The following is an 18,930-nucleotide window of genomic DNA, read 5'->3' as shown; positions in this document are numbered from 1 at the left end:
GCATTTCGGAAAAAAACCACGCTAAGAAAATCAGAGTTAAAAAATCAGAAAATATATCATTATTCCAAGACACATACAGTGTCTTTTTTTATACAAAAAATAATACAACACAATATTAATTGTGTTGTATTAGGTGTTATAATAAATATAAATCTAGGGGTTTAACGCAACACAATTTATCGATAAATAAATACTTTTAGACGCAACACAATTTATAGACGCGGAGGAAATCACATGGATGTTGCAAAACAGTTTTCTTCTTATCTTAAACAAGAGAATAAAACTGAGAACACTGTTCAGGGATACACATCAGGTATTAGACAGTACATAAAATGGTTTGAAGGTTCCTATGACAGAAAATTAACAAAATTGTACCGACAAAATATCTTAGAGTACATTAGTTATTTAAAGAATGTCAAAATGTTGAACGCCAAGTCCATTAACCACAAGATTAGTAGCCTTGCTAAATTTAATGAATTTCTAATACAGAAAGGAAGTCAACAAGATCAAGTAATTTTAAAAACAGACATGATAAAGGTTCAAACTGTCTATGCTTCTCCAACCCAAATTGTTGAATTAGATGTAAAAAAGTTTTTACAAAGTGTGTTAGAGGATAATAACAAACGTAATTATGCAATTGCCACTCTCCTAGCATATACAGGAGTACGTATTTCAGAGGCATTATCTATCAAAATGAATGACTTCAATTTACAGACTGGGGAATGTATTATTCGAAGTGGAAAAGGAGGTAAACAACGAATTGTATTACTAAATAGTAAGGTACTTAGTGCTATCAAAGATTATCTCATCGATCGAAAAACATACAGTACAGCACATGAATCTCCGTATCTTTTTATTAGTAAAAAGCGAGAAAAGCTCGACCGTACGGTCGTCAATCGTATCTTTAAATCATACAGCAATGTTATTACTCCACACCAATTACGACACTTCTTCTGTACGAATGCAATTGAAAAAGGATTTAGCATTCATGAAGTTGCAAATCAAGCTGGGCACTCTAACATCCATACGACACTACTTTACACAAATCCAAACCAACTGCAGCTAAAAAATAAAATGGAGCTCTTATAAAGGAGTAAAGGGGAAACAATGGGAGTTAAACAATTACTGTCAGAGGCACAACGAAATGAGTTAATGGATTTATCACGTTTAACAGAATGGGATTTGGTAACATTTCATACTTTTTCTAAACATGACTTACATTTAATATTAAAACACCGTAGAGGATACAATCGTTTAGGGTTCGCTCTTCAGCTTGCATTAATTCGTTATCCTGGCTGGTCCTTAACAGAATATAAAGACATTCCACAATATGTAGTGGCTTACGTTGCGAGTCAGTTACAGATTCCACCTGAAGAATTTTTAGTATATGCCAAACGTGGGAATACTTTATGGGAGCATCTTGGGGAAATTCGAACAGAATATGGATATCAGAATTTTTCTTCTGAATATAAAGAAACTTTATTACAATTTTTAGTGCAACAAGCAATGGATAACAATAATACCCTCTATTTAATTGAAATAACAATATCTACATTGCGAAAAATGAAAGTCATTCTTCCAGCTATGTATGTGATTGAAGATATCGTCTGGGAAGCAAAGCAACAAGCAGATCAGAAAGTGTATAGTATACTACATGACGGTTTGGTCCAAGAACAAAAAGATCAATTAGATGCGTTACTTTTACCAACTATAAATGGTAAATCTCCATTAGCATGGCTAAAAGATGTACCGGCCCAGCCTTCACCAGAATCATTTTTAAAAGTAATAGACCGATTACAATTTGTTCAAAAAATTGGTCTTACTATTGATACCACAAAAATTAATACAAATCGTCTTCGGCAGCTCGCTAGATTAGGATCAAAATATGAGCCATATGCTTTTAGACGATTCAATGAAGTAAAAAGATATAGTATGTTAGTCTCATTTTTATTGGAGATTACACAAGACCTTATAGATTACGCAATTGAAATTCATGATCGTCTTATGATGAATCTTCAAACAAAAGGGAAAAAAGAACAAGACGAAATACAGCAAGCAAATGGGAAAAAATTAAACGAGAAGATTTTACAATTTATTACTGTATGCGGGACACTAATTGAGGCAAAAGAAACGGGTAAAGATGCTTTTGCAGCCCTAGATGAAGTAATGTCATGGAATGAGATGGTCGAATCTGTTGAAGAAGCAAAACAACTATCACGGCCTTTAAATTATGACTATTTGGATTTGTTAAATACTCGTTATTCCTATGTTAGACGATATGCACCTACTTTATTACGCAGTCTTCATTTTAGAGCGACGAAATCTGGAGAACCCGTTTTACAAGCACTTGATACGATTCATGAATTGAATGAAACAGGTAAACGAAAAGTGCCTCATGGCGCTCCCTTACACTTTGTATCTAACCGTTGGCAAAAACATGTATATGATGATGACGGAAACATTAATCGGCACTATTATGAATTGGCAGCTTTAACCGAGTTAAGAAATCATATTCGTTCAGGAGATATTTTTGTATCAGGCAGTAGACATCATAAGGCATTTGATGATTATCTTATACCGTATGATGAATGGAACGAAGTTTCAAACATTCCAAATGGCCTTACAGCCCCTTTAAAAGCTGAAGATTATATAACTGACCGAATAAACCGATTAAATGAACATTTAGAATGGTTATCAAAAAATAGCGAGAAATTAGAAGGAGTAGATATTAGTCAAGGAAAACTACATGTTGAGCGATTGGATAGAGGAACTCCAGAAGAAGCAAAAGCATTTAGTAAACTTCTTCATAGTATGTTACCCAGAATAAAACTGACAGATTTACTAATAGAAGTGGCCAGTTGGACTGGATTTCATGATCAATTTATCCACGCCTCTACCAATCAATCTCCTGATCAAGAGGAACAGAATATTGTATTAGCTACTTTGATGGCAATGGGGACAAATATAGGTCTTACAAAAATGGCGGAAGCTACCCCTGGAATCTCCTATAGACAAATGGCAAATGCTTCACAATGGAGAATGTATGATGATGCAATGGTTCGCGCTCAATCTATTCTCGTGAATTTCCAAAAGGAACAAAAGTTATCATCCTATTGGGGAGATGGGACAACTTCTTCTTCTGATGGTATGCGTTTATCCATTGCTGTACGTTCTCTACATGCAGATTCCAATCCACACTATGGAACGGGAAAAGGTGGAACCATTTATCGATTTGTAAGTGATCAGCTATCTGCCTATCATGTGAAAGTCATTACTACCAATGCACGAGATGCTCTTCATGTATTAGATGGGCTTCTTCATCATGAAACAGATTTAAAAATTGAAGAACATTACACAGATACAGCTGGATATACAGATCAAGTTTTCGCTTTAACACACTTGTTGGGATTTCGATTTGCTCCTCGTATTCGTGATTTGGCAGATACTAAGCTTTTTTCTATACCTGGTGGAGAAGAATATGAAAATGTTCAAGCACTTTTAAAAGGAAAAATTAATGTAAAGTTAATAAAAGAAAACTATGAAGATATTAGAAGGTTGGCATACTCGGTTCAAACAGGAAAAGTATCTAGCGCTCTTATCATGGGGAAGCTCGGATCATATGCAAGACAAAATAAACTCGCAACAGCACTTGGAGAAATGGGACGAATCGAGAAAACCCTCTTTACGCTGGATTACATATCTAATAAAGCCGTAAGGAGACGGGTTCAAAAAGGTTTAAATAAAGGAGAAGCAATCAATGCATTAGCTAGAAGGGTATTTTTGCCCATCCCCCCGAAAAGGGGGAATAAGGACAGCGATACTTCATTTTTCCAAGGGGTCTTCTCGTGTTAAGCTGGTTAGAATAGCGTCTTTATTGATACTCTCAAGAATTTCCTCTATATTTACTACCGTTGGTGATTTACTAAATTCATAACGACCATAAAAATTGATATGTTGCCATGCAATTGGTGAAATATGCTGTAATATTTTCATCACAATCCTTGTATCTTTAGATTTTATTAGTAAGTTAGATAATATACTCGCATTGTAATAAACAATACAGTTGCTGAGCAGCCTACTACATTCATTCCAAATGTGCTGATCTTGTTCAGTCTTGAAACGGAGTTTCCCAAAGTTTGCATATGATACGGATCGACGTAATTTATGATAACTTTCTCCACGATTTAGTGATTTTTGAACATTTTGACGTAATGATAATGAATCAATATATTCTAAAAAATATAGACTTTTAATGATGTTATCATACTCCCATAATGCTCGCTTGGTTTGATTTTTTCGTGCATAAGAACTTAATTTTCGTACAATAACATTTTGAGTCGTCGTCTTTAAAGCAAGAGATACCATAATTCGTTTTATATTGTCCCATTCTTTTACAATGAGATCTGTATTAATTTTACGCACAGGTTTAATCAGTAATTCTTCATAATGGCTTGGATGTTGAAAACCATATAAATTTCGAGATATCGTTGCTTGAATATCTTTATATCTAGGTGCAAATTGGTAACCAAACAAATCTAAAATAGCAAAATTAACTTCATTCGTTCCATGTGTATCTGTAGAATGGATAGTAGGCTTTATATTGGTTGTATTATTGTATAAAATATCAAATACATAATGGCTTTCATGCTCATTTGCACCAATAATTCTTGCTTGAATTGGAATGTGGTTAGCCACCATTGTATAAGAAGTGATTCCTTTATTCATTCCAAAATATTTAGAAGAATGACGGGACTGTAGTGTATGAATCTGTGTTTCGTATTTTTGGCCATCACTACTTGAATGGATGAAATCATCAATGTTAAAATACGGGAAAATAGGAAGTTGACTTGTGGCATTACTGATACAATCATTAGCATCTTTTAATGTTTCTAATCGAATAAAATTAGCTGATGTAGTAGCTAATTTTGAAAAATCCATATCAGAGACTTCTCCCATTCTATATAACCCCATATTTGTTCCCCAAGCTATTAAACATGGAATAAGAGTATAATCATTTGCTTTTTGATTGGCATAGCGTCCCAGAATATGTTCAAAGTTATCTAGAAAATTGCATTGCTGATTTACAAAATACAGGATGCTTCTCATATCAACTTGTGGTAATACATCGAAAAAAGAATGATTAATAAGAGCTGAAGCTCGAGTATATGGAAGTGTCCAAGAATGATGATTTTTATGTTTTTTCACTTGAACATGTTTGTTTTTTCCAGAAGTAATCCTTTTATTAATAGAGATGATACGAGCGTCCAATTTGTTTTCAAGTTCTTTTAAATGTTGTTCGATGGGTTGTTGTAGCTTAGTTAAATTGAAATCTTGAATCATACTCTCTTTATGTACCCACGTATTTTCATCGACTAAATCATCTTCAAAACTTCTATACTGTATGCTATCTCTACAAAAAATATCTCCTGATTGTAAGCGATGCCATAAAGAATGATAAATTAAAAATTCATATCGATCTATTAGTAAACGTTTTGAATGCACATCATCTTTCGTGTAAAGGTAACGTTTGGTACCATTTTGTATAAAGGTTTGTGGAATATCTTCGATATCATATTTAAGTAAAGTTTTTCGTTTCATAAAAACTTCTTTTAAAAAATGTATTGCATCCATAAGAGGATCTTCAATATCTGTTGTAACAAAATCAATCGTCATAAAAATCGGACGAATTTGTCTCTTGAATTGTAAAGCTAATGTATCAATACGTTCCCAACGGAACGCTTTTTCATCTATCTTCGAAGTATTCAGGATTTGATTTGCTAGCTCGGTTAATCTAGGACGGTCTAGGATAGAAAATACCCGTCTTTGTATGTCTTTAAATACTGTATATTCGGAAATATTTTCATCTATTATAACCTGTAAAACATTTCCGACTTTCTTGAAATCTTCTTGGTTTTCTGTGTAATAGTTATATACTTGGTCTTTTGCAAAGGATACGATATCATCATTGTATTTTCTCATTTTATAAATAAAACTATTAATCAAATTATCATTCATTCTTTGGTATCGATAAAAAATAAAGCACAATAAATAAAGATTTATAAGGGATTCATTAAACCTTTTTAATTTATATACGGAATAATATTCTACTAAAGAAGCGTAATATTTAATACTTTCATTAGAAATTTTTAGTTGTGGCAAAATTGAATTGGCCAGTTGAAAAAGAGGATACATTTCTTTCCCATATTCAATTTCTCGTTTAATTTCATTCATACTAAAGTCTTTAGGTTCATGTTTGATTCGAGTAATCTTATATAAACCAGAAGGATTATATAATAATTCTTTTAAATGCTGTTTATCCGTCTCGGATAGCTGTTTTTGTATAATCCTTATAAGGCGTTTTTGTTCATATGTAATAGCATTTCCTATAACCTCTTGTATAAAGCTATAACCAGGAATAATAATTCGTTTAGTAGTTAAATAATTTATAAGCTCGCGAAAAATAAAAATTGGTTTCCCACTTATAGCTGCAGCTCTACGAGCTTGTTCTTTTAAATCTAGTCGAGATTGTGAATCACAAAGACAATAGTTAAATCGCTTGAGAATAAGTTGTTGTTGATTTAGCCTAGTTTTCTTATCAATAGATCCAAAATCTGAGAACTCAGCATTATTGAAATGGACTTTAAGAATATATTGAATCTCCTCTTTCACTTCACATAGGTTAAATTGAAAAAATAAATGCTTTGACTTAAAGTATCCAAGTTGAAGAATGAAATAAATTTTAGATTTTATTGAGCGTAAAGTATATAACAATTCAGTTTCCATTTGAGAAAGAGCAAAATATTGTACGCGCTCTTTAGTTGTAAAAAGAGGTCTACTATAAAGTTGATTTATTTCATCTGTAGTTAAAATAGTTAATCTTTTTTGAATATTCATATTCAATCGTTTTCTACATCTCCTTATGAGTTATAGTTATAATAGATTACACCATGTCAAAAAGTATACTTTTTGACATGGTGTGTTTGAGTAGGTTTTAATATTTCACAATTATAACATAATTATTTTTGAAATATGTCATTAGAGTTGTATAGAATTTGACATTAAAGTGTAATAATTATATCTTATAACCATCAAATTTTTATAATTATAGATTTTATGTGGGATTTGAAATGGGGAAGGAATACATAATGAGAAAATTCTTTTATATTAGAGTAAGTAGTAAAGATCAATCTATTGAGAGACAACTCGCAACCGCAACAGAGATCAGTATTCCTGAAGAATACATCTTTATAGAAAGAGCAAGTGGAAAAGATTTCAAACGTCCTGAATATCAACTTATGAAACGTATGTTGAGAAAAGGCGATCTTTTATATATTCAATCATTAGATCGTTTGGGAAGAAATAAACAAATGATTTTAGACGAATGGCAAGAATTAATTAAAGAAAAAAAGATTGATATCGTTGTGTTAGATATGCCACTTCTTAACACTATGAAATATAAAGATTTAAATGGAATTGAAACTCTTATTTCAGATTTGATTTTACAGTTATTAAGTTATATGGCTGAAGATGAAAGAAAAAGAATCCGCGAACGACAAAAAGAAGGAATTACAATTGCACTTCAAAAAGGAGTTAAATTTGGCCGCAAAAAAGTTGAAATTGATGATAATTTTAAAGGAGCTTATCAAGAATGGAAAAATCATAAAATTACTGCAGTAGAAGCCATGCAAAGAGTAGGCATGAAGAGTAATACATTTTATAGAAGAGTTAAAGAATATGAACATAATTTGGAAGAAAAGAAGCTTTCTTAAATAGAAAAGCTTCTTTTTACATACTACCCTATTTCAAGAGAAATTATTAAAAGTCAAATAAATCCCCTTTCAATAATTTGATTTTTCGTTATTTTTTGTCAGTTATGTGTTATAATGATAATGTACATGTAAAATGGTTTGAAATATTAGTATAGACTCATTCAGGAAAAGCGCGTTCTACAATAGAACGTGCTTTTGTATTATACACCTAAATAATCTCAATAATAAGAATATTGATTATCAATTTTATTAGAAACGCAATGATGTAAAATGACATTAAGCTAAACTTTTCTTTAAATCTTTACCCCTAACAAAGATTTAAAGGTTCTTCTATGTCTTAATATAAAATATAGGAAAGGAAGGAGTTCACTCTAATGAAGATTGCACTCCTTCCTTTATTATGGTTCTTTATATAATTAAAACTATATATTAATTATAATTAATTTGTTTATCTAATAACCTATTATACTATTAATAAATCATTCATTATATACATAGTAATATAACAAAGCTGACATTCACTCTTTATGTATAGAGGGGCATTTTCTACATATATTTTTAAAATATTCACTATAATAAAAGAGGAAAGAATACATCCTTTAAAAAATATATACATATACCCATGCTAAGGAGTGTGATGCCTTTGAAACAGTTTAAAGAAATTTTAGAAAAAGGGGCCATACCTATTGGCCAGTCCGATATATTAGGAAAATCACTGCGGCAATTTGATGAGATACAATATGAAAATGAAACATATCTTATTATTTGGCATCCCATTTATAATGAATTTGTCGGTTCTCATGAATCAGGGAATTGGATATCTCATACCGATTTACATAAAGCTGTTTGGATCAGAAATTTAAAAGAAGCATTTGTTACGAAAAAATAAGAAAAGGTTCTAACAAAAAAGTTAGAACCTTTTCTACATACTTTCTAGGGATTTCGTAAAAACGAAAGTAAATATAGTATACCATAAGTACAAAAACATTTATTTGAAAAGATAGTAAATTCCTCTTATTATTGCTGGTTAATGTCCGCTAACACTTTATTTCATGATTTGGTTCTATTGTCACACAGATCAATGTTACCAAAATATTTACTACAACTCCTTTTAAAAATGTACTGCACAATTGTATTGAATGATACTTTTCAGTCCATGACAGTAACTCTGGCGCTCCATCTACAAAAAAATCCTATTTTTTCTTATTCCCCCTTCCCGAAAAATCAAGACTAAAATGAAAAATAAACAGAAAATATAAGGCTCTTACTTTGTGGATATGACCACAAAGTAAGAGCCTTATTTCATTAAATTTGTTCATACATTTTTCCTTGTAGTCTTTTGTTTTCATCCTTTAATCGCCTATTCTCGTACTCTACTTCCTTGATTCGATCCCGTAATAATTGAATCATTGCATCTTTATTTTCATCACTCATTTTCCGTTTTTCGAATTTTGGAGATACAGCTCGTTGCTGTTGTTTACGAAGCGTTTCAATTCGTTCACGAAGGGTAGTATGACTATACAAGTAAGACTTGGACACTTCTGCGAAGTCGGAGACAGAGTTGAAATTAATACGTCTATTCTCTTTAATCAGTTGTCTAATTGCTTTCTCAACCTTTTGTAGGGTTTCTTCTCGCTTCTTTTTAGCCAAGGCTACAATAGCATCTGTAGATCGTTTATGTTTCATGATGATACACCTTTTTCTTTAATAATTTGAGCATCAAAGAGAATTTTTTTAGCACTCTCCCCCCGATGAGACTTGCCTTCGACAAGTTGGTTTCTAATTTTGATGAGGTTATCCAATTGTTCCTTGGTTTTCTCATTGTAAATTGGGTAGTTTTGTGTCATCTGAATATGTTCTTCCACTCGCCGGATTTCTCTTTCAAAGTCACACAGATTGTCAGGGGTTGTACAGAAGTTTGGGCATGTCAGACATGGGGTTACAACATAAGGACAACCTTCCTTCTTCGAAGCCAGGCAAAACCCAAGTGGTACTCTTATAGCCTCGATATTACTGCGTATATATTCCCAATGGATCAAGTCTTCGTCCATGGCCATTTCATTTACTTGACCATTATCTAAATTTACACGAAGGAGAGGTCCTTTTTTCTTTTGTGCCTTTTCCCATTCTCGTCTCAATGTATCATCGGCTATCTTAGCATAGACTAGTGTCATTTCTGGTGTAGAGTGGGCAAACCATTTCATAATGTGAGTAAGATTCATTCCTAGATTAATCAGCTCCACACCTTTGGTGTGCCGAAAGGCATGGTTTCGAAAATGATAGATACTTTCATCTTGATCCACAATGTTGTATCGTTTAGCCAAACGATTTAATGCTCGTGATATATTCCCACTACAAAATGGGTTCCCCTTACGTTTTCCTTTTGTATGAACGAATAAGTATCGATCAGGATTATTTTCTATAGTTGACATATCTTTAGTTTGTTCAATGACAGCTTGAATAATTAGTGCTACATCTTTATCTATAGGAATACGATGTTGTTTAACATCAGTTTTGGGAATATCTCCTTGAAGATAATAGTTTCTGTTCGTATCAGTAATTAAGCAATTATAGTAACGAATATTGAGTATATCACTTATTCGCCATCCTGTAGCCATAAGTAAAATGATAACAGGAATATATTTCTTATCGCTATCTTTCATAGGGGGATTGAGTTCATCAGGATTATGACTTAATAACAATTCTAACTGACTCATTACTGAGTCAGGAATATATTTAATCTCATTTTCATTCCATCGTCTTTGTTTTGGGAAATCTTCCTTGAAGAACAAAGTGAAAACAGGTGTAGTAGGTGCTTTAGGATGTTCAGTACGTTGTAAGTAATCTATAAATACTTTTACTCCATACAAATAATCCGCTTTAGTTCCTTCAGATAAATGGCCCAAATTATGGTTAACGTATAATAAATATTGTTCAATATGTGATCTTTGCAAATCAGTGATACCGTTCCAATTAGGATAATATTTTTGTAAGAACACTATAAAGTGTTTGATTCCTCTTAATATTGTTTGCAATGATGAAAAACTACGTGAAACCGTTGTAAACTTAGCATACTTTTTAACAGCTTCCCTATAGGATGGATGAATATCATGAAATGATATTCGATATTCAGCTTTACTTTTAGAATAGCGTACATTAGGAATATTTCTTACATCCCATATATCTTTTTCAAACTCTTCTCTTATGTCATAGAAATCAAACAGAAATTGATACGCTCGATTAAAAAAAGCAATAGCTTTACTTGAAATCTGTCCTTTTGAATTTGTGATGTTGACATTCCTATTAATTAAATAACTTTTGTATTTCATAAGACCACGTTCATATGGTATCTCTATAAAACTATGGATGTTAGGATAATGTTTGTTTAAAAAAGCAGCTAAATGTTTAAACGTAAATGAATAACTTAATAGAGTTCCAATAGTTACACTTCTATTTAATATTTCTATTGCAAAGAAATATTTTAACTCTTGTCGAATATAGAAAGAAAATGATGTGAAATCTATTCTTTTTTTATTTGATCGCCAAGATTCTTTGCTATCATATACTTCGAAGAAGTTATCCCTTAAATCCCACACATCGTTTATCCGATACCCCTGTAATAGCTGCAGTAATTCATCTTTTTTCTCTAATGTAACCTTCGGTTTATAGGATGTATTACTTACTATATTCATGATTCTCCTCGTCGTTCATCTTTTCATTGCTTTCTCCCAATCTTCTTGTATATCTTCCATTGTGGGATGGACATACATTTGCATAGTAGTCTGTATATGAGCATGTCCAGCGCGCTTCTGAAGCGTTTCAGGTCTCATTTCTCCTGTCTTCCATAACTCCGTTATGTTGGTATGACGAAGCATATGAGGAGTTACTTCCATTTTAGTTTTTGTTTTCAAACGTTTGAAAAGGGACTGTACGCTTGCATAATCAAGTGGAGTTCCTTTCCGATCCCCTGTTAGTTTGATGAAAACAAAATCTGAATCTATCTCATCTGTATGTATCTCTAAAATATACCGCCGGTATAAATCAGCCAATTCTTTTGAAATATCTAGAGTCCGAGGACTACATACCGTCTTAATCTCAGCGCCATTAATCAATTCTCCACGATCCTGAATATGTATTTTTCTAATCGTAGGGACAATATCGGATAAATGAAGTGAAAGTGCTTCACCAATCCTCATGCCAGTTTCATATAAAAGAACCAGTAGAAACTTATCTCTGGTGTTACAACAAGCATCAATTAAGATTTGTACTTCATCCGGGGACAGTACTTTTAATGTCTCTTTTGAAACTTTTAGTTTGAGTATCTTAGTATCTTTCATTTTATTCTTAAAGGTATGATGAAGAAATCCCTTGAAATTCCCCCTTGAAGCTGAAGATTGCTTTTTTAATCGTTCTGATAAAGTTATCGAGTAATCTTCATGCCTCATAAGATAATCATAAAAAGCATAAATCTTGTCTAAATAGATATTAATTGTTCTTGCCTTACGCTTCTTTGAATTGTTACGAATACTTGTTACTTTCACATTCTGGAATGGATTTTGAAGCCATCTAACAAATTCAGCTAGCTCATCAATCCCCACATCTGTATAAGACAGTTCCTTTTGTTCTAAGAACTCAAAATAGAGTTTAAGTGCATAGCAGTAAGAACGAAGTGTATTACGTGCTGTACCTGTATTATCTTTATACTTTAGAAATTTCATCACAGGCATAATCATTTCCCTATACTGATTTACCAAGAGATAACGAATCTTATTATCGGAGATAATTACTTCCTCAACCTTCATCTTTTATTCCTCCTTTATCTGAAAAGACGTTTTCTTAAAGTACTTTATTTACGTTATTTTTTCAATATAGATATTTAGTAGATAAAGAAAAAAAAAGGAGCATTCCTGTTCGTTTAATACGTTCAGAACGCTCCTTAATTATAGTCTTGTTTTTTCGAGGGGATGGGCAAAAACACCCTAGAATTATATTTTTTGGACAACGTGGAGAATTTAGAGAACGTGCTCTCCAAGACCAGTTACAAAGAGCTAGTGCACTAAACATAATTATTAACGCTATAAGTGTGTGGAACACTGTATATATGGAAAAAGCCGTAGAAGAATTAAAAGCAAGAGGAGAATTTAGAGAAGATTTAATGCCATATGCGTGGCCGTTAGGATGGGAACATATCAATTTTCTTGGAGAATACAAATTTGAAGGATTACATGACACTGGGCAAATGAATTTACGTCCTTTACGTATAAAAGAGCCGTTTTATTCTTAATATAACGGCTCTTTTTATAGAAAAAATCCTTAGCGTGTTTTTTTTCCGAAATGCTGGCGGTACCCCATGCCCATCAACTTAAGAACAAAAATAAAATGAACTTTCGTTCAAAGCAACTAAAAAACTCGTAATGTACTTTTGGTATTGAAAAGTACACACACCAAATAAACTCTAACGAGTTTCATTTTAAAAATTATGCAGCTTTCTTTTGTTTTCCAAACCCATTATACTCATAGACAACACCCATAATATCAAAGATAGTTTTCTTCTCATATCGATGAGATTTCCGTCCATTCTTCTGTAGGAGGTCGAACAAACGGATTAAAATCTTTGTTAGATCTTGGGTGTTTCTCTGTATCGCTTGATATAACAGCGATACATGATCTTGAATCATCCCAATAGCTTTATATTCACTTAATTCTCTTTTGTTCTTTTGCAACAGAAGTTTACGTATCTTAAACATCGTAGAAGAACAGATAAAAATGGCAATAAGCCTTCCATACACATGACATTCTAATCGCTCTTGTTTGATATTTTGCCAATGATGAATTTGAAATAAGGATTTCCAAGTTTTAAAAATGATTTCTATTTGCCAGCGAAGGGAGTAAAAGTCATGTATTTGTTCCATCGGAACAATCCCTTCAGGCGTATTTGAGACATATATGTTGATACCCGTTAATCGTTTACTCTTTTCTGAAAACGTAATGCCCTTTTTACTTTCCGTATAGGCTTGTTTTTTTCTACGTTCCTGTATCTGTTTTTCTGTTAAACGATAGATAATTACACGCGTGAATAGTTTTTGATTCTTTCCAATGTAAGCTTCTTTTATTTCATATGTTTGACCGGGTTTTAAATGGTTCATGATATGTTCTAAATCAACTTGAATATACTGTGATTGCTTTTTTACGGTTCCGTTTCGAAAGTATTCTGGAGACGGATTTTTTATATAAACAGTATGGTTTAATTTTAATCTGGATATATAGTAGGCACCTCGTTGATCCATTTGATCTAAGTCTTCTAATGAAAAATAACCTAAATCACGAATGCACAAGTCACCTGGACGTAAGGTATCTAAACATTCCGTTCCAAAGGTCTTATCATTATTTTTCCCTGGACCTACCTGAAAGTTTAAAAATTGACCGCTATGTAAATCATACTCTAATTGAATCTTGATACCCGCTGTTTGTGCGCAACCACCGGATCCAGGATATATACTAGCTAAATGTTTTGGGATTTGAAAAATCGTCGCATCTAAAATACGAATACGTTGAAAGTGGGTAAGCGCCGTGCTTGAAATAGCCGATGTTTTACAAAGTTTACCTTTCCATAATATAGAAAAAATATATTTCAGAAATTCAACAGCTTTTTTATCAAAGCGTTTATTAAGTCCTTCTGGACTCATAAGAGTACCTGTAGCTGCGTGTAATTGGCTACATAATCGAACGAGGGAATCACTCGCTGTCCTTTGACTTATCCAAATACAAATGGTAGCTAATTCACTTCCTGAAAATTTTCGTTTTCTTTTTACAAAACCTAATTTTTTTGCGAGTTCTTCTAAAAAAGAAGGGGTTAAATGACGGCACAGCTCTTCAGAAAATAGTTGTAATTCATCTTGAATCGAAAGATTCATAAAAAACGTCATCCTTTCTAGTTAGCTTTTTAGAAAGAATAACGTTTTTTTACACTTGGGGGTAGTCTAGATTCTTAAGTTGATGGGCATGTGGCGGTACCCCTTTTTAAGCAAATAGGCCTTTGATAACTTTAAACGTTTATATTTTTTAGTTGACATATTACCGCAGGTCTATCGTTATATATAATAACAGTCTACTACAATTTAAAGATAATCTAAAATTTCACTTACCGTATTAAGTAGATTTCTCCATATCGCTCCAAAACACTACATAACGATGTAGGGCTTCAATGCTTTTTAAACCAAGATGTAACTTGATCTCTACCGGCGTCATTCCTTTTTGTAAGGCATTTAGTATCCAACGATTCCGTAACGTTGTAGGAGTAACGTGGATACTTGCACGTTTAATTTCTTTTTGAAGCATCCTTTGTACACCAATTTTCGTTAATGCTCCAGGAGCATCTTTCTCATAATTCCAACGAAATGTTTGTGGTCCGAAATCAAAAGCTACAAATAATGGATCGTTACTATGTTGTTTTGGCCGTATCGTTTCAGGAATGTCATTTAAATAGTCTAGGACTAATTCTCTATCTTTTTTAGATAGCTTTACGGTGCGTTTAAACGCACTTGTTTGTCCTGGGGTAATAATACCTTCACTAAGTTTTAAATCGTTCATGGATAGCGAAATAATGTCCTGAATAGATAAACCATACTTTAGCATGAAACGGACTAACAGGATATTTCGGTTCAAGATATGTATTCTTCCGGATGCCTGGTATTCTGATAATCCATCTAAACTTTTTATAGTGCGCATAAGTTTACGTATTTCCCTATCTGAAGCGAAATTTTTTGATGTAAGGGGTGGAGGGGCAACATCACTTTTTAAATCGCTTGTATTACCATGAAACTGTAAAAAGTTAATTACAACTCCTTTAATCCTTTTTATGTTAGATATAGACGCTCCACGATCTCTTTTAAGAGCATTTAAGAAACTAAACAATGTATTTGTATCGAAAGATTGAAAGACTTCTTGAGAAGGGGATGGGTGTCTTTTTTTGATCCAGGAGACAAAAATAGATAGATCGTATTGGTATCTTTGGAGAGTAGATTCTTTGCGCCCGCGACTCTTAAGTGAAGACAAAAACATGCTGACACTTGTTTCGTATTTCATTTCTATATACCTCTCTTTTCTAAAAATCGTGTACCGCAATTATACGCCGAAAATCTTACATAATGCAATAGGGGGTTCTTGTCTCTTTTATGTTCTCCTTCTTCTTTTCTTGTTTTTTTCGTCGCGAAACATCATCTAAAAGAATGAGGGGATGTGTTTTCTTTACTCCTGATCATAGGTTATTTTAGTTCCATTACGTGGTTAGTTCTGAAAATTCAATTTATTTTTAATACGAATGTTTCATAAGTACATTTAACCCTTTATTCGCATTAATATCGAAGTGGATCAGTGATGAAAACATCAATTTCTCAAATAATACCTTCGATATTTCAAACAGAATACACTAAGGAATAAGTTTAGAATATATTTAAGAATTACTTATGGAATTACTATAGAAATGAATAGAATAGCTATAGGAATAGGCGTAAGAATACTTGTAAATTAGTTCTGTGCCTATTCCTATAGCTATTCTATACTAAAATCCTATTATATCAAGGTAGATTCTAATTCTTATAAAGATCAAGATTACTGAAGTTATCCTTGAGATAGTAACTGTATTCTACGAATACTGTAACTAATCGAAAGGCTATTAGTCTTTTAACTACAGTAAATCCGCGGCGGCCGGCAGCCCATTCATTCCATATTCCATCATCCAAATCCAACTCAACATCTTTCGTATTTCGGTACGAAACACCATCCATCGTTCCTGGCATATAATATATATCACATAGCTTGTACATATATATTATCTCTGTATATATCCTACCTATATAACTGATCTCTAGATCACACTATAATATTATGTCAGCTGTCCTCACTATTACCCTCTCATAAAAAAATGCTAGTTGCCCTTTACGGACAACTAGCATTTTCACTTCAATATCCCTGTACTTTTTTTGTTCATAATCTTGTACATATATCTCGTATGGATCATGACCAATTACATTTCTGTTTAATAGTTTTGATGCACATATTCAAACAATATTATCGCGATTTACAGCACCAAATATATTCGGTGCTGATGTTTCTTGTTTCACTTCTTCTTTTGTTTCTTCTTTAATTGATTCCTCTTTTTTTACAGATTCACCTTTTGAGGGTTCAATATTTTGAACAGAAGGTTGTTCAGTGATCACTTTAGAAACAACTGTATTATCTTGTAATAAATTTTTCATTTTGTTGAACTCTTGATAAAATTCATCTTTCATCAACAAATCTCTATGCATTTCTTGCTGTGCTTCAAAGCTTTTTACGTCTAACGTTCCATATTGTTTTATAAAAAACTTTATTAAAGTAAATAACGATTCACCTATATTATCTTGATTTTCGTACCAATCCCAAAATTCCGGATCATTTACTTTTTTTAGTTTCCATCCATATTGTTCTGGTTTTGTTTTTGCCTTCATAATTTAACACCAACCTAAACTAACACTTCTTTTTCTAGTACATCTAAGCCTTCAATATTCATGTCAACAGCATATTCAGCCGGAATCCATAGTAATTCTAATTTATTTCTTTTACAGAACGATACTAACTCTTTTTCCAAATCTTCTTCTAGTGCAATTGATCCTCCTCCATAAATTGCAATGACTTCGGCTTCACTGGCTGTATTATTTCTATATTTATTACGAATATCGCGCAAAATATTCTCAGCTTGAACATAACGAGTCTCATAGAAAAACTCTTTAGCTTCTTGATGGAATTTGTGTTCCTCATGTAATAAAATCTCAGCAAATTGTTGACGGGTAATTTCTCCAACCCCTGGTCTGTTATTCTGTAAAAGTTTTATCGCTTCTAACAAAGCATGTCCGATACCTCGACGTTCACCTGTGCATGAATCAGGTTTAGGATTTAATCCTTCTGTATAAATGTACTCTGTTGTACCATCACCAATATCAACATGCAGGATTTTCTTTGCTGAAAACACTTCGAGTTTTAACATTTTTTGGATTTCTTCTTCGGTATATTTTAGTTCTTGTTTACAAAATTCCACGTATTTTCTAAACATCTTATTCTCACCATCAGCAATCGCGCGAATCATTCGATACAATGGAGGAATCCCCTCACGAGTAACAGTTACTTGTTCAAAACTAACTGTTACAGTCACCTTCTCTTCAGCAACATCTACAATTGCAATGTGTGGCTTTTCTACTAATCGTTTTTCTAATACTCTAGCGTGTTCTGGTTTCCATTCACTTGCTGGTATAGCTGTAGTTAGCTTTACTTTTACATCAAGTGTTGCTGGTAAGGTGTTAGTTTCTCCAAATTCCTTTTGGATTGCCTTTGCAGCTACAATACTAACTAAATGAATAATCGGTAGATCATCTTCATGTTTTCCACCTTCTTCAATATCCATTGTTGTTGTATCCTTAGCAAAATTCATCGCACGTTTGCCAACTAAAAATTGACCACTACGCTTTATTGTATTGCTTGTAATATGTACCTGTAATTCATCTAGTAAATTCACAACACATTTTTCAATATTTGTTTCACTTGGATCAAGAGGTTTAAACAAACGTTTGTATACACTAGGTACTTTTTCAATCTTATCTTCAATTTTGAACTTAACTTTACTATTTCCAATATCCGCTTTTAAGTTAAACATCATACTCATAAAACACATCTCCTTTTGTTTACTATTCCATTACTATATGAATATTTTCCAAAACCTTATTGGTTATAAAAAGATTACTTTTTGATACCTTATTGTAATTGTAACACGATCCTTTGGGTGATGCAACAAAAAATGCAATAAAATCACCAAAAGATTACCAGGGGATTACTTTTTGATACCTTTATTGTGACTAATAAGTGTTTTATTTGTTATTTTTCCGTAACCTTTCGGCGAGAGGGTGTTTTCGCATTATGTTTTAGGTATCTTTCTGGTTATGATTTGTATGTCAGTTGTAAAGTGGGCAGATTATATGAAAATCCGTGGGATATGGACGATCGTTGTTACAACAAATTGAAACATTTGGGTGTGACAGTGTCTAATAAACTTTGTTATAAACTTCTAGATTTGGTTGTAACAGTTTTTTGTACTTTTATAAGGAAGAATCACTGATTTTGTTGAAAATCG

General features: G+C 32.6%; 12 protein-coding genes and 2 pseudogenes. 5 read left to right on the top strand and 9 right to left on the bottom strand.

All coding sequences use genetic code 11. The annotated features are described in order from the left end of the window. The first annotated feature begins 234 nt into the window (after positions 1-234). A complete protein-coding gene (gene tnpI / locus QCI79_RS33600) occupies positions 235-1,089 on the top strand; it encodes a TnP I resolvase (RefSeq protein WP_000382147.1) in 855 nt (284 codons plus the stop codon). An 18-nt stretch (positions 1,090-1,107) separates the two neighbouring features. Continuing rightward, positions 1,108-3,780: pseudogene (locus tag QCI79_RS33595) on the top strand (Tn3 family transposase); the annotation flags it as partial. Positions 3,781-3,822: 42 nt separating this feature from the next. Here QCI79_RS33595 and QCI79_RS33590 read toward each other — a convergent pair. Further along, complete coding sequence (locus QCI79_RS33590) at positions 3,823-6,894, bottom strand: Tn3 family transposase (protein ID WP_021729420.1); 3,072 nt, start codon at positions 6,892-6,894, stop codon at positions 3,823-3,825. A gap of 251 nt (positions 6,895-7,145) precedes the next feature. On the opposite strand from QCI79_RS33590, the gene QCI79_RS33585 reads away from it, so the two are divergent. Together QCI79_RS33585 and QCI79_RS33580 are read left to right on the top strand one after the other, a co-directional pair. Then, the gene (locus tag QCI79_RS33585) at positions 7,146-7,769 is read left to right on the top strand and encodes a recombinase family protein (protein WP_021727887.1); all 624 of its coding nucleotides are present in this window, start codon (positions 7,146-7,148) and stop codon (positions 7,767-7,769) included. Positions 7,770-8,406: 637 nt separating this feature from the next. Continuing rightward, on the top strand, positions 8,407-8,658 hold the full coding sequence (locus QCI79_RS33580; RefSeq protein WP_031303061.1) for a hypothetical protein: 252 nt from the start codon (positions 8,407-8,409) through the stop codon (positions 8,656-8,658). Between the two features lie 416 nt (positions 8,659-9,074). Here QCI79_RS33580 and QCI79_RS33575 read toward each other — a convergent pair whose 3' ends face one another. The 3 genes from QCI79_RS33575 to QCI79_RS33565 are packed head-to-tail and all read right to left on the bottom strand — an operon-like array spanning position 9,075 to position 12,571. Further along, on the bottom strand, positions 9,075-9,455 hold the full coding sequence (locus QCI79_RS33575; protein WP_000681129.1) for a DUF6262 family protein: 381 nt from the start codon (positions 9,453-9,455) through the stop codon (positions 9,075-9,077). Then, positions 9,452-11,461 carry a tyrosine-type recombinase/integrase gene (locus QCI79_RS33570; protein WP_001028548.1) on the bottom strand — a complete coding sequence of 670 codons (2,010 nt, stop codon included), beginning with the start codon at positions 11,459-11,461 and terminating at the stop codon, positions 9,452-9,454. Before QCI79_RS33570 ends, QCI79_RS33575 begins: the two co-directional genes overlap by 4 nt. A gap of 15 nt (positions 11,462-11,476) precedes the next feature. Further along, positions 11,477-12,571, bottom strand: a complete 1,095-nt coding sequence (locus QCI79_RS33565) for a tyrosine-type recombinase/integrase (protein WP_353842275.1) — start codon at positions 12,569-12,571, stop codon at positions 11,477-11,479. A 41-nt stretch (positions 12,572-12,612) separates the two neighbouring features. On the opposite strand from QCI79_RS33565, the pseudogene QCI79_RS33560 reads away from it, so the two are divergent. Further along, a pseudogene (locus tag QCI79_RS33560) lies at positions 12,613-13,053 on the top strand (Tn3 family transposase); the annotation flags it as partial. 193 nt (positions 13,054-13,246) lie between these two features. Here QCI79_RS33560 and QCI79_RS33555 read toward each other — a convergent pair. The 5 genes from QCI79_RS33555 to QCI79_RS33535 form a co-directional block, all read right to left on the bottom strand. After that, positions 13,247-14,683 (bottom strand): IS4-like element IS231A family transposase, encoded by a 1,437-nt coding sequence (locus tag QCI79_RS33555; protein ID WP_001053955.1) that lies wholly within the window; start codon positions 14,681-14,683, stop codon positions 13,247-13,249. A 235-nt stretch (positions 14,684-14,918) separates the two neighbouring features. Next, positions 14,919-15,854 (bottom strand): tyrosine-type recombinase/integrase, encoded by a 936-nt coding sequence (locus tag QCI79_RS33550; RefSeq protein WP_000873092.1) that lies wholly within the window; start codon positions 15,852-15,854, stop codon positions 14,919-14,921. A gap of 503 nt (positions 15,855-16,357) precedes the next feature. After that, positions 16,358-16,594, bottom strand: coding sequence for a hypothetical protein (locus tag QCI79_RS33545; protein ID WP_000277226.1), 237 nt, complete (start codon positions 16,592-16,594; stop codon positions 16,358-16,360). Between the two features lie 234 nt (positions 16,595-16,828). Next, positions 16,829-17,257 (bottom strand): hypothetical protein, encoded by a 429-nt coding sequence (locus QCI79_RS33540; protein WP_000645017.1) that lies wholly within the window; start codon positions 17,255-17,257, stop codon positions 16,829-16,831. A gap of 14 nt (positions 17,258-17,271) precedes the next feature. Continuing rightward, positions 17,272-18,465: a ParM/StbA family protein gene (locus tag QCI79_RS33535; protein WP_000062290.1), complete on the bottom strand. Its 1,194-nt coding sequence runs from the start codon at positions 18,463-18,465 to the stop codon at positions 17,272-17,274. Positions 18,466-18,930 lie beyond the last annotated feature (465 nt).

Origin of the sequence: Bacillus cereus group sp. MG1, assembly GCF_040460035.1 — a bacterium.
Lineage (GTDB): Bacteria > Bacillota > Bacilli > Bacillales > Bacillaceae_G > Bacillus_A > Bacillus_A cereus.
Note: the sequence above shows the minus strand (reverse complement) of the source record. Positions and strands in the feature narration are given on the sequence as shown.